Source organism: Blastococcus sp. DSM 46786 (assembly GCF_900109665.1).
In the GTDB taxonomy this organism is placed as follows: domain Bacteria; phylum Actinomycetota; class Actinomycetes; order Mycobacteriales; family Geodermatophilaceae; genus Blastococcus; species Blastococcus carthaginiensis.
In genome coordinates, this window is sequence record NZ_FOAO01000008.1 from 60,185 (window position 1) to 72,454 (window position 12,270).

The 12,270-nt window shown below is 74.5% G+C and carries 10 protein-coding genes; 6 read left to right on the forward strand and 4 right to left on the reverse strand.

Features of this window, described 5'->3' with window-relative positions:
• Positions 1-120 precede the first annotated feature (120 nt).
• From tkt to pgl, 6 genes are all read left to right on the forward strand, one after another.
• Positions 121-2,334 carry a transketolase gene (tkt, locus tag BMW62_RS09000; protein ID WP_091930520.1) on the forward strand — a complete coding sequence of 738 codons (2,214 nt, stop codon included), beginning with the start codon at positions 121-123 and terminating at the stop codon, positions 2,332-2,334.
• Between the two features lie 89 nt (positions 2,335-2,423).
• Positions 2,424-3,524 (forward strand): transaldolase, encoded by a 1,101-nt coding sequence (gene tal / locus BMW62_RS09005; RefSeq protein ID WP_091930521.1) that lies wholly within the window; start codon positions 2,424-2,426, stop codon positions 3,522-3,524.
• Positions 3,521-5,125 carry a glucose-6-phosphate isomerase gene (locus BMW62_RS09010; protein WP_091930522.1) on the forward strand — a complete coding sequence of 535 codons (1,605 nt, stop codon included), beginning with the start codon at positions 3,521-3,523 and terminating at the stop codon, positions 5,123-5,125. Before tal ends, BMW62_RS09010 begins: the two co-directional genes overlap by 4 nt.
• 196 nt (positions 5,126-5,321) lie before the next feature.
• Positions 5,322-6,839, forward strand: a complete 1,518-nt coding sequence (zwf, locus tag BMW62_RS09015) for a glucose-6-phosphate dehydrogenase (protein ID WP_091930523.1) — start codon at positions 5,322-5,324, stop codon at positions 6,837-6,839.
• Positions 6,840-6,888: 49 nt separating this feature from the next.
• Complete coding sequence (locus tag BMW62_RS09020; RefSeq protein WP_091930524.1) at positions 6,889-8,013, forward strand: glucose-6-phosphate dehydrogenase assembly protein OpcA; 1,125 nt, start codon at positions 6,889-6,891, stop codon at positions 8,011-8,013.
• Positions 8,010-8,822, forward strand: coding sequence for a 6-phosphogluconolactonase (gene pgl, locus BMW62_RS09025; protein ID WP_091930525.1), 813 nt, complete (start codon positions 8,010-8,012; stop codon positions 8,820-8,822). Before BMW62_RS09020 ends, pgl begins: the two co-directional genes overlap by 4 nt.
• Before the next feature lies 1 nt (position 8,823).
• Here pgl and BMW62_RS09030 read toward each other — a convergent pair whose 3' ends face one another.
• The 4 genes from BMW62_RS09030 to tpiA form a co-directional block, all read right to left on the reverse strand.
• Positions 8,824-9,165 (reverse strand): RNA polymerase-binding protein RbpA, encoded by a 342-nt coding sequence (locus tag BMW62_RS09030; RefSeq protein WP_091930526.1) that lies wholly within the window; start codon positions 9,163-9,165, stop codon positions 8,824-8,826.
• A gap of 127 nt (positions 9,166-9,292) precedes the next feature.
• Positions 9,293-9,529, reverse strand: coding sequence for a preprotein translocase subunit SecG (secG, locus tag BMW62_RS09035; RefSeq protein ID WP_091930527.1), 237 nt, complete (start codon positions 9,527-9,529; stop codon positions 9,293-9,295).
• An 83-nt stretch (positions 9,530-9,612) separates the two neighbouring features.
• Positions 9,613-11,364: an ABC transporter substrate-binding protein gene (locus tag BMW62_RS09040; RefSeq protein ID WP_244523928.1), complete on the reverse strand. Its 1,752-nt coding sequence runs from the start codon at positions 11,362-11,364 to the stop codon at positions 9,613-9,615.
• A 71-nt stretch (positions 11,365-11,435) separates the two neighbouring features.
• Complete coding sequence (gene tpiA, locus BMW62_RS09045) at positions 11,436-12,257, reverse strand: triose-phosphate isomerase (protein WP_091930529.1); 822 nt, start codon at positions 12,255-12,257, stop codon at positions 11,436-11,438.
• Between the last annotated feature and the right edge of the window lie 13 nt (positions 12,258-12,270).

Genomic DNA, 12,270 nt, shown 5'->3' on the forward strand with positions numbered 1-12,270 from the left:
GGTGCAGCGGGTAGGGGCGACCCGACGACGCCGTTCCGCCCCGCGGTCCCGCACCAGCCCACCGGCGGCCGGCCGCGCCCGGGCACGACGTCAGGCCTACCTCGAGGGAGAACCGACCAGATGGACACGCGCAGCACCGGGCCGGAAGCACCGGCCGAGGCCGCGACCGACGCGCCCACCGGCAGCCCGTCGCAGCCGCAGCCGACCCTCCCCCAGGATTTCGGCGACCTCGACCGCCGCGCCATCGACACCGCCCGCGTGCTCGCGATGGACGCCGTCCAGAAGGTCGGCAACGGCCACCCCGGCACCGCGATGAGCATGGCGCCGACGGCCTACCTGCTGTTCCACAAGTGGCTGCGGCACGACCCGAGCGACCCGAACTGGGTCGCCCGCGACCGGTTCGTCCTGTCCATGGGGCACTCCAGCCTGACGCTGTACGTGCAGCTGTTCCTCGCCGGTTACGGCCTCGAGGTGGAGGACCTGCAGGCGCTGCGGACCTGGGGGTCGAAGACCCCCGGCCACCCCGAGGTCAACCACACCCCGGGCGTCGAGACGACCACCGGCCCGCTGGGCCAGGGCGTCGGCAACGCCGTCGGCATGGCGATGGCCGCCCGCCGCGAGCGCGGGTTGCTCGACCCCGACGCCCCCGAGGGCGAGAGCCTCTTCGACCACACCATCTGGTGCTTCGCCTCCGACGGCGACATGGAGGAGGGCGTCAGCGGCGAGGCGTCGTCGCTGGCCGGCACGCAGAAGCTCGGCAACCTGGTGCTCGTCTACGACGACAACCGGATCTCGATCGAGGACGACACGACCGTCGCCTTCACCGAGGACGTCGCGGCCCGGTACGAGGCCTACGGCTGGCACGTGCAGACCGTGGACGACGGCGAGGACCTCGCCGCCGTGGATGCCGCCTTCGCCGCCGCGAAGGCCGAGACCGGCCGGCCGTCGTTCATCCAGCTGCGCACCATCATCGCCTGGCCGGCGCCGAACAAGCAGAACACCGGCGCCTCGCACGGTTCGGCGCTGGGCGAGGACGAGGTCCGCGCCACCAAGGAGATCCTCGGTTTCGACCCCGAGCGCACCTTCCAGGTCGACGACGACGTGCTGGCCCACGCCCGCTCGGTGGTGGAGACCGGCCGCACCGCCCGCGCGGAGTGGGGCGAGGCGTTCGCCGCCTGGGAGCAGGCCAACCCCGAGGGCGCCGCGCTGCTGGCCCGCATGCGCGAGCGCCGGCTGCCGGACGGCTGGGCCGAGGGGCTGCCGTCCTTCCCCGCCGACGAGAAGGGTGTCGCCACCCGGAAGGCCTCGGGCAAGGTGCTGGCCGAGCTCTACCCGCGGCTCCCCGAGCTGTGGGGCGGCTCCGCCGACCTGGCCGAGAGCAACAACACCGCGGTGGAGGGCGAACCGTCGTTCCTGCCCGCCGACCGCCAGACGAAGATGTGGTCGGGCGGGCCCTACGGCCGCACGATCCACTTCGGCGTCCGCGAGCACGCCATGGGCGCGGTGATGAACGGCATCGCCCTGCACGGCGGCACCCGCGTGTACGGCGGCACGTTCCTCACCTTCTCCGACTACATGCGCGGCGCGGTGCGGCTGGCCGCGCTCATGCAGCTGCCGGTCACCTACGTCTGGACCCACGACTCGATCGGGCTGGGCGAGGACGGGCCGACCCACCAGCCGATCGAGCACCTCGCCGCGCTGCGCGCGATCCCCGGGCTCGACGTCGTCCGGCCCGCGGACGCCAACGAGGTCGCCGTCGCCTGGCGCACGATCCTGGAGAACAACGACCGGCCGGCCGGGCTGCTGCTGTCCCGGCAGAACCTGCCGGTCTTCGACCGGGAGCAGCTCGGCTCGGCCGAGGGCGTGGCCCGCGGCGCCTACGTCCTGGCCGAGGCCTCCGGCGGGAGCCCCGAGGTGATCCTGATGGGCACCGGCTCGGAGGTGCAGATCGCCGTCGCCGCGCGCGAGCGGCTGGAGGCCGACGGCGTCCCGACCCGCGTGGTCTCGGTCCCCTGCGTCGAGTGGTTCGCCGACCAGGACCAGAGCTACAAGGACGAGGTGCTCCCGCCCTCGGTCCGCGCCCGCGTGAGCGTGGAGGCCGGCGTGCCCATGGGCTGGCGCGAGTTCGTCGGCGACGCCGGGCGGATCGTCGGGCTCACCCACTACGGCGCCAGCGCCGCCTACACCGTGCTCTACGAGGAGTTCGGGCTGACCGACGAGGCGGTCGTCGCCGCGGCACGGGAGAGCCTCGAGGCCGCCCGCTCGGGGCACGCCGTCCCCGCCGGTCCGGTCGCCGCCACCGGCGGGCTCCCCCAGGCCACCGGCGATCGCTGAGAAAGGACCTCGCTGCCCCCACCACTCGCAGGCTCGCGGCGGGTCCCTGCAGCGAGGCCGTTCCAGTCCCTTCCCGAAAGGCACCTGACATGGCACAGAACGAGAACCTGGCCGAGCTGTCGTCCGCAGGGGTCGCCGTCTGGCTCGACGACCTCTCGCGGGACCGGATCCGCAGCGGCAACCTGCAGTCGCTGGTCGACGAGCACTCCGTCGTCGGTGTCACCACGAACCCGACGATCTTCGCCGCGGCGATCAGCGGCTCGGACTCCTACGACGACCAGCTGCACGCCCTCGCCGTCCGCAAGGTGAGCGTCGAGGAGGCGCTGCGCACCGTCACGGCGGCCGACGTGCGCGACGCCTGCGACCTGCTGGCGCCGGTGGCCCAGCGGCAGCCCGGCGACGGCCGCGTGTCGCTGGAGGTCGCCCCCGGCCTGGCCCACGACACCGACGCGACCGCGGCCGAGGCGGCCCACCTGTGGTGGCTGGTCGACCGCCCCAACCTGTTCATCAAGATCCCGGCCACCGAGGCCGGGCTGCCGGCGATCACCGAGACCATCGCCAACGGCATCAGCGTCAACGTCACCCTGATCTTCAGCCTCGAGCGGTACAAGGCGGTCATGGACGCCTACCTCGCCGGTCTGGAGAAGCGGGCCGCCGAGGGCGGGTCGCTCGAGGGCATCGCCTCGGTGGCGTCGTTCTTCGTATCGCGGGTCGACAGCGAGATCGACAAGCGCCTCGATGCGGCCGGCGCGGACGCGTCGCTGAAGGGCAAGGCCGGCATCGCCAACGCCCAGCTGGCCTACCAGGCCTACGAGGAGGTCTTCTCCAGCGACCGCTGGAAGGCCCTCCAGGCGCAGGGCGCGGTCGCGCAGCGTCCGCTGTGGGCCTCGACCGGCGTCAAGAACCCCGAGTACTCGGACACGATGTACATCAGCGAGCTGATCGCCCCCGGCACGGTGAACACCATGCCGGAGAAGACGCTCATGGCCTACGCCGACCACGGCACGCCCGGCACCCCGGTGCAGAAGTCCTACGACGACGCCGCGGGGGTCATGCAGGCCGTGCGCGACGCCGGGGTGGACCTCGACGACGTCTTCCGCGTGCTGGAGGAGGAGGGCGTGCAGAAGTTCGTCGACTCCTGGGACGAGCTCACCGACTCGGTCCGCACCGAGCTGGAGGACAAGGCGTGAAGCTCGCGGTCACCCGCACCGGCCTTGACGTCCCCGAGCCGTTGCGGGCCCGGCTCGAGCAGGACGACGTCGCCGCCCGCCTGGCCCGCAAGGACGCGACACTGTGGGGCCCCGACGCCGAGAGCGAGGCCGCCGTGCGGCTGGGGTGGCTGGACCTGCCGGCCACCTCGCGGTCGCTGCTCGCCTCGCTCGCCGAGCTCCGCGCCGAGCTCGTCGCCGAGGGGCTGGACCGCATCGTGCTGTGCGGCATGGGCGGCTCGTCGCTGGCCCCGGAGGTCATCTGCCGCACCGCCGGCGTACCGCTGGTCGTGCTCGACACCACCGACCCGGGCCAGCTGCTGTCGGCCATGACCGAGCTGGAGCGCACCGTCGTGGTGGTCAGCTCCAAGTCCGGCGGCACGGTCGAGACCGAGAGCCAGCGGCGGGCGTTCGTCGCCGCGTTCGCCCGCGCCGGCCTCGACGAGCGCCAGATCGGCGCGCGCTTCGTCGTCGTCACCGACCCCGGCTCCCCGCTGGCCGAGACGGCCTCGGACATGGGCGCCCGGGCGGTGTTCCTCGCCGACCCCACCGTCGGCGGGCGGTACAGCGCTCTGTCGGCCTTCGGGCTGGTCCCTTCCGCGCTCGCCGGTGCCGACGTCGCCGCGCTGGTCGACGACGCCGAGCAGCTGGCCGAGCGGCTCGCCGAACCGGGCAACGCGGCGATGGAGCTGGGCGCGGCGCTGGGCGCGGCGTTCCACGCCGGCCGCGACAAGCTCGCCCTCGCCGACGCCGGGGAGACCCCCGTCGAGGGCTTCGGCGACTGGGCCGAGCAGCTCATCGCCGAGTCGACGGGCAAGGAGGGGCGCGGCATCCTGCCCGTCGTGCTCGAGTCCCCCGAGGCACCCGGCAGCTCGGGGCCCGACGTGCTGCTGGGCCTGGTCGGCGCCGGCCCCACCGGTGCCGGCCCGGCGGTCGGCGTCACCGGGCCGCTCGGCGCGCAGTTCCTCGGCTGGGAGTACGCCACCGCGGTCGCCGGGCGGGTGCTGGGCATCAACCCCTTCGACCAGCCCAACGTGACCGAGAGCAAGGAGAACACCCAGGCGATCCTCGCCGCCGGGCTGCCCGACGAGCAGCCGGAGGCCACGATCGGTGCGGTGGAGATCCGCGGCACCGCTGCGGTGCTCCGGGGGGTCGACCTCTCCTCCCACGACGGGCTGTCGCTGACGCTGGACGCCCTCCTGGCGGCCGTCCCGCCCCGCGGCTACCTGGCGGTCATGGCCTACCTGGACCGCCTCCGGGACGCCCGCGCCGCCGAGGTACGCACCGCGCTGGCGCAGCGCACCGAGCAGGCGGTCACCTTCGGGTGGGGCCCCCGCTTCCTGCACTCCACCGGGCAGTACCACAAGGGCGGCCCGCAGGTCGGTGTCTTCCTGCAGATCACCGGTGCGCTGGACGAGGACGTGCCGGTGCCCGACCAGCACTACACCTTCGGCACGCTGCAGGCGGCGCAGGCCGCGGGCGACCGCAAGGCGCTGGCCGACCGCGACCGTCCGCTGCTGCACCTGCACCTCACCGACCGGGCGGCGGGCATCGACCAGCTGCTCACCGCGCTGCACTGCTGAACACCGGCGAGCCGGCCGGGGAGCCGCCGCTCGACCCGCGCCCGACCCACCCTGCCGTCCGGTCCGCCGGACCGGACGGCGGGTTCCCCCGACCACGAGGACGGACGATGACTCTCTCCCCGCTGCGCGGCCCGCTCGTGCCCCTCTCCCCCCTGCGCCGCCCGCTCGTGCCCCTCGCCCCGCTGCGCGGCCCGCGATGATCCCCAATCCGCTGCGCGACCCCCGGGACCGGCGGCTGCCCCGGGTGCCCGAGCCGTGCGCCCTGGTCGTCTTCGGCATCACCGGTGACCTGGCGCGCAAGAAGCTCCTGCCCGCCGTCTACGACCTCGCCAACCGGGGCCTGCTGCCCACGAACTTCGCCCTGCTCGGCTTCGCCCGCCGCGACTGGGGGGACACCGAGTTCGCCGAGCTCGCCCGCGACGCGATCCGGCAGCACGCCCGGACCCCGTGGCGCGAGGAGGTGTGGGAGCGGCTGGCCGGCAGCGTCCACTTCGTGCAGGGCTCGTTCGACGACGACACCGCGTTCGACGAACTGGCCGAGGCCCTCGGTGAGCTGGAAGGCTCCCACGGCATCGGCGGCAACGCGGCGTTCTACCTGTCGATCCCGCCGTCGATGTTCCCGGTGGTGCTCAAGCAGATGCAGCGCACCGGCATGGCCGAGAACACCGCCGGCCGGTGGCGCCGCGTCGTCGTCGAGAAGCCGTTCGGCACCGACCTGGCCTCCAGCCGGGAGCTCAACGCCCTCGTCGACTCCGTCTTCAGCGCCGACGACGTCTTCCGCATCGACCACTACCTGGGCAAGGAGACGGTCCAGAACCTGCTGGCGCTGCGGTTCGCCAACAGCCTGTTCGAGCCGATCTGGAACGGCCACCACGTGGACTCGGTGCAGATCACCATGGCCGAGGACGTCGGGATCGGTGGCCGGGCGAGCTTCTACGAGAAGACCGGCGCCGCCCGCGACGTGCTGCAGAACCACCTGCTGCAGCTGCTGGCGCTGACCGCGATGGAGGAACCGGTCGAGTTCTCGGCGGAGGAGATCCGCACCGAGAAGCTCAAGGTGCTGCGGGCCGTCTCGCTGCCCGAGGACCTCGCCACCTCCGCGATCCGCGGGCAGTACGAGCAGGGCTGGCTCGCCGGCCAGCGGGCGAAGGGCTACCGCCAGGAGGACGGCGTCGCCGACGACTCCACCACCGAGACCTACGCCGCCGTCCGGCTCGGCGTGGAGACCCGCCGCTGGGCCGGCGTGCCGTTCTACCTGCGCGCCGGGAAGCGGCTGCCCCGCCGGGTCACCGAGATCGCCCTGGTCTTCAAGCGCGCGCCGCACCTGCCCTTCGCCGACACCGACACCGAGGAGCTGGGCAACAACCAGCTCGTCGTCCGCGTCCAGCCCGACGAAGGGGTCACCCTCAAGTTCGGGTCGAAGGTCCCGGGCAGCGTGATGGAGGTCCGGGACGTGTCCATGGACTTCCTCTACGGCGAGCAGTTCACCGAGACCAGCCCCGAGGCCTACGAGCGGCTGCTGCTCGACGTGCTGCTCGGGGACGCCACGCTGTTCCCGCGCAACGCCGAGGTCGAGGCCTCCTGGGCGGTGATCGACCCGCTCGAGGAGTTCTGGGCGGGGTCCGACCCCGAGCCCTACCGGGCCGGTGAGTGGGGGCCGCGCGCGGCCGACGCGATGCTGGCCGCCGAGGGCCGCCGTTGGCGGCGACCGTGACCGCCCCGCGCACCACCAGGCCGCAGCCGCGAGCGGAGGAGGAGACCCCGTGACCACCCTCTGGGACACCACCGGATCCGCGGTGGTCAAGGAACTGGCCGCCCAGCGCCGCACGGGCGGCGCCGTCCTCTCCGGCGTGGCCCTGACCCTGGTGGTCGTGGCCGACGAGAGCCGGGTGGCCGAGGCCGAGGAGGCCGCCACCCATGCGGCGGAGATGCACCCCTGCCGGCTGCTCGTCGTCGTCCGCCGCCAGATCGACGCACCGGTCCCCCGCCTCGACGCCGAGGTGCAGATCGGGGGGCGGCTGGGCCCGGGCGAGGCGGTGGTCATGCGGATGTACGGCCGCCTGGCCCTGCACGCCGAATCCGTCGTCCTCCCGCTGCTGGCCGCCGACGCGCCGGTCGTCGCCTGGTGGCACGCGCCCGCGCCCGAGCGGCTGGCCACCGACGCGCTGTCCGTCGTCGCCGACCGCCGGGTCACCGACAGCTCCCTCGCGGACGACCCGCTGGAGGCCCTGCGCACCCGCGGGCAGGACTACGTGCCCGGCGACACCGACCTGGCGTGGACCCGCGGCACGGCCTGGCGGGCCACCCTGACCTCCACCCTCGACGCCGTGGCCGGGCGCCGCGGAGAACCGGTCCGGGTGCTCGACGGCCGGCTCACCGGCGCTCCCCGGAACCCGACCGCGCAGCTGCTGGCCGGGTGGCTGTCCTCCCGCGCCGGGTGCCCGGTCGACATCGAGGCCGGGCAGCGGTCCGCCGGCCCCTCGGGCGTGGAGGAGGTGACGCTGCGGCTGGACCAGGACGAGGAGGTCCGGGTCGCCGCCGACCACCGCGGCGGGGCGGTCATCACGCAGCCCTACCGGCCGGACTCGACCGTCGCCCTCCCGGAACGCGTGCTGGGCGACCTGCTCAGCGAGGAGCTGCGCCGGCTCGATCCCGACGAGCCCTACGCCGACGCGCTCTCCTCCGCCACCGGCCTCGCCGGCCTGGCGGAACGCGCGCGCTCGCGCCAGCACATCTGGTTCGACCCCGCCGAGTCCGACGAGGAGGACGAGCGGCTGGCACCCACCGTGCCCGGCGACTCCGACGACTCCGACGAGGCCGCGCTCGGCGGGGAGCGGGACGCCGAGGAGCCCGCACCCGCCGACGTCCGACCAGGGAGGACCTCGTGACCCACTCCCCCGGCGACCGCGTCGCCGCCGAGCTCGCCGCCGTCGGGCCGCCCCCCGACGTCGTGATCGAACCCGACGCCGACCGGCTGGCGCGCGCCGTCGCCGAGGCGCTCGTCGCCCGGCTCGCGGCCGCCCAGGCGGTGCACGGCACCGCATCGGTCGTGCTGACCGGCGGCGGCATCGGCATCGCCGTGCTGGAACGGGTGGCCGGCCTGGCCGTGGAGCCGGTGCGGGAGACCGTCGACTGGACCGCGGTCGACGTCTGGTGGGGCGACGAGCGATTCGTCCCGGCCGGGGACGCGGAGCGCAACGACGGGCAGGCCCGCACCGCCCTGCTGGACCGCGTCGGCCTCCCCGCGGAGCGGGTGCACGCCATGCCGGCCGCGGACTCCGGCCCCGCTTCACCCGAGGAAGCGGCCGAGGCCTACCTGGCCGAACTGCGCGCGCACGCGCCCGACGGCGCCGACCTGCCGCGCTTCGACGTGCTGCTCCTCGGCATGGGACCCGAGGGCCACACGGCGTCGATCTTCCCCGGCTCCCCCGCGGTCCACGACGAGCGACCGGTGCTCGCGGTGCGCGGCTGCCCCAAGCCACCGCCCACCCGCGTCAGCCTCGGCTACCCGGCGATCAACAGCGCCGAGGAGATCTGGATGGTCGTCTCCGGCGAGGGCAAGGCCGAGGCCGTGGCCGCGGCCCTGGGTGGCGCCGACCCCGTCGACCTCCCGGCCGCCGGGGTGCGCGGCACGCGCGCCACCCGGTGGCTGCTGGACGCCGGTGCCGCGTCGCGGCTACCGCGGTCGGGAGGCTGACTCAGCCGCCGCGACGCACGCGCAGCCGGTCGAGGGCCTCCTCGAGCAGGGCGTCGCCGTCGGCGTCGCTGCGCCGCTCGCGCACGTAGGCCAGGTGGGTCTTGTAGGGCTCGATCCGCGGCGCCGGCGGCGGGGCGGTCCGGTCCTGCCCGGCGGGCAGCCCGCAGCGCGGGCAGTCCCACAGCTCGGGCACCTCGGCCTCGCTCGCGAGCACCACGCGGGTCTCGTGCCCGTTGGCGCAGAAGAAGGGGATCCGCCGGCGGGGCGCGGACTCGCCGCGCTCCACCTCGCCGACCGGACCCGCTCCGACCCGGGTGCCCCGGATCGCATTCCCACCAGCCACGTGTGCCCCCTGATCGTCCGTCCGGGCGCGGCGACGCCGACCGCCGCGGGAGGAGTCTAGGGCCTGGTGGGGCGCATCCCGGTCACGTTTGCGTGCCGGTTGTGAACTGTCCCACGCCGGCGTGAGGTCAGGGGGTGACCTTGATCAGGATGCCGAGGCCGACGATGCACACCGTCCAGATCAGCGCCGTCAGCACGGTCAGCCGGTTGAGGTTCTTCTCGACCACCGATGACCCCGAGAGCGAGGAGGAGACCGAGCCGCCGAACATCGAGGACAACCCGCCCCCCTTGCCGCGGTGCAGCAGGATGAGCACCACGAGCAGCAGGCTGCTGAGGACCAGCAGCACGTTGAGGACCAGCTCCATTGACCTCTCCGGAAGGTTGTCGGCGACCGGCGACGGCCGCCAGCTCTGTGTTCGAGCGTAGCCGACGGGCAGGGGTGCCCCGGTCAGCGGACGCCGGCGGTGGCGACGTCGTAGCCGTCGTACGGCCGCATGACCAGCCCGTTGCGCAGCCGCTGCCCCGCCAGCAGCTGGATCCGGGTCTCGGCCAGGGGCACGTAGGCCGCCCGGGCCTGTGCCGCCGCGGCGACCTCGGCCCACGGCGCGTCGCCGGCCCGCGCGCGGTCGACCAGCGCGTCGATCTCCGGGTCGGCCAGCCGTGCGTAGTTCGGGTTGCCCACCCGGGCGATGCTGCGCGTGTCGACCAGCGGCACCAGGAACGACCCGGGCGTCGGGAAGTCGGCGGTGCGGGTGGCGAGGACGAGCCCGTAGCCGCTGGCGACGACGTTGTCGGGGTTGCCGACGTCGGTGGCGTAGAAGGTCGCCGGGTCCAGCGGGCGGACCTCGACGTCGATCTGCACCTCGGCGAGCTGGGCGGCGATCTCGTCGGCGACCGCGACGCTGCTGCTCACGTCGGGGACCGCCAGGACGGTGGCGAAGCCGTCGGGCCGTCCGCACTCCTCGAGGGCGGCGCGGGCGGCGTCGAGGTCCGGCTCCTGCTCTCCGCCGTCGGGCCCGCCGGGCAGCGCCCGGGGCCACAGCGAGCTGCTGCGCACCGCGTCGACCGCACCGCCGAGCGCGGCCTGGACGCCGCGCCGGTCGATGGCGGCGGCGACCGCGGTCCGGCAGCCGGCGTCGTCCATCGGCGCGACGTCGGTGGGGAGCGCGAGCAGGCGGACGGCGCCGGTGGTGACGTCGTCCACCCGGTCCATCAGCTCCTCGCCACCGTCGCCGGCCAGGCGGGCCGTCGTGGCCGGCATGACCCCGGTGCCCGAGATGTCGAGGTCGGCGGAGCCGGCCAGCAGCGCCTGGTCGCGGGCCAGGCCGGAGAGCCCCGTGCGCACCACGACGCTGTCGGGCAGCGCCGTGCGCACCTCGTCGGTGGCCGGGTCCCACTCGGGGTTGCGCTCCAGCAGGATGCCGGTCTCCGGGTCCACCGAGGAGATCGCGTAGGGGCCCGAGGACACCGGGTCGGCGCCGTACTCACCTCGGGTGTCGGCCTCCGCCGGCACGGGGCTGGCCGACGGCAGGGCCAGCACGTAGGGCAGGTCCGGCTGCGGGGCGCGCAGCCGGAAGACGATCGTGCGGTCGTCGGGCGTCTCGATCGAGCTCAGGACGGGGTCGTCCTCCTCGGTGGAGTACGGCCCCGGGTAGGGGTTGGCCGGGTCGTCGAGCAGGCCCACCAGGTAGGTGGGGCCACCGACGATCACGTCGGAGGCGAACGACCGCTGGATGCCGTACTTCACGTCGCCGCTGGTGATCGGCCGGCCGTTCTCGAAGCGGACCCCCTCCTTGAGGGTGAAGGTCCAGCTCAGCCCGTCCTCGGAGACGGTCCCGAGGTCGGTGGCCAGGTCGGGCACCAGCTCGGTCGTCCCGCCGGGGGCGCTGGAGAAGGTCACCAGGGTGCGGGCGTAGAGCCGCATCAGGTTCCACACGCCCGGCAGGTAGGAGCGCTGCGGGTCCAGGCTGTCCAGTGTGGGGGCGACCACCCGCAGCGTGCCGCCGCGCTCGTCCGACGGCGACCGGACGCCCTCGACACCCGCGTCGGGGCCGTCGGCGAGCACCGGCACGTCGGCCCGCCCGCCCGTGCCACCGAGGCAGCTGACGGCGAGGACGACGACCAGCGCGATGACCGCGGCCGAGCCCAGCAGGCGCCGCGACGACCAGCCCCGGGCCCACGGCGGGAGCCGGTCGGTCATGCGCTCTCGCGTCGAAGGCTCCACCTGCTGCCCACCCCCATCCGTGTCCGGCCGGGAGCGGGCAGCAGGGTTCAGCTACCGCCCGCGGCGATCCGGCAGATCTGCGCGAATTCGTCGGCGTCCAGGCTGGCCCCACCGACGAGTGCGCCGTCGATGTCCGCGCCGGCCAGGATCCCGGCCGTGTTCGCGGCCTTCACCGACCCGCCGTAGAGGATACGGACGCCCAACCCCGTCTCGCCGCCGAAGCGCTCGGCGAGCCGCGCCCGCAGCGCCCCGCAGACCTCCTGCGCATCCTCCGGCGTGGCCACCTCGCCGGTGCCGATGGCCCACACCGGCTCGTAGGCGATCACGAAGGCGCCGCCCGGTGCCGCCACCTGCTCGGCGGTGAACCCCTCCAGCGCGGCGTCCAGCTGCCGGGTGCAGTGGGCGACGTGCTCGCCGGCCCTGCGGACGTCGAGCCCCTCCCCCACGCACAGGATCGGCACGAGGCCGTGCCGCACCGCCGCCTGCACCTTCGCGGCGACGACCGCGTCGTCCTCGGCGTGCAGCGCACGCCGCTCGGAGTGCCCCACGGTCACGTAGCCGCAGGCCAGCGCGCTCAGCATGGCGCCGCTGACCTCACCGGTGTAGGCGCCGGAGTCCTTAGCTGAGAGGTCCTGGGCGCCGTAGCCGATGTCGAGCTTGTCGCCGGCCACCAGCGTCTGCACGCTGCGCAGAGCGGTGAACGGCGGGAGGACGACGACCTCGGCGGCCTCGAGCTCCTCCTCCTTGAGCGAGAACACGACCTTCTGGACCAGCCCGATGGCCTCCAGGTGGGTCATGTGCATCTTCCAGTTGCCGGCGATCAGCGGCCGGCGGCCCTCGCGGGCCGGGGTGCGCCGGGTGCGTGCCATGTCCGCTCCTCGC

Bases quoted from the DNA above. Each gene is read 5' to 3' on its own strand.
- tkt (WP_091930520.1), top strand. From the start codon at position 121: ATGGACACGCGCAGCACCGGGCCGGAAGCACCGGCCGAGGCCGCGACC.
- tal (WP_091930521.1), top strand. From the start codon at position 2,424: ATGGCACAGAACGAGAACCTGGCCGAGCTGTCGTCCGCAGGGGTCGCC.
- zwf (WP_091930523.1), top strand. From the start codon at position 5,322: ATGATCCCCAATCCGCTGCGCGACCCCCGGGACCGGCGGCTGCCCCGG.
- secG (WP_091930527.1), bottom strand. From the start codon at position 9,529: ATGGAGCTGGTCCTCAACGTGCTGCTGGTCCTCAGCAGCCTGCTGCTC.
- BMW62_RS09040 (WP_244523928.1), bottom strand. From the start codon at position 11,364: ATGACCGACCGGCTCCCGCCGTGGGCCCGGGGCTGGTCGTCGCGGCGC.
- tpiA (WP_091930529.1), bottom strand. From the start codon at position 12,257: ATGGCACGCACCCGGCGCACCCCGGCCCGCGAGGGCCGCCGGCCGCTG.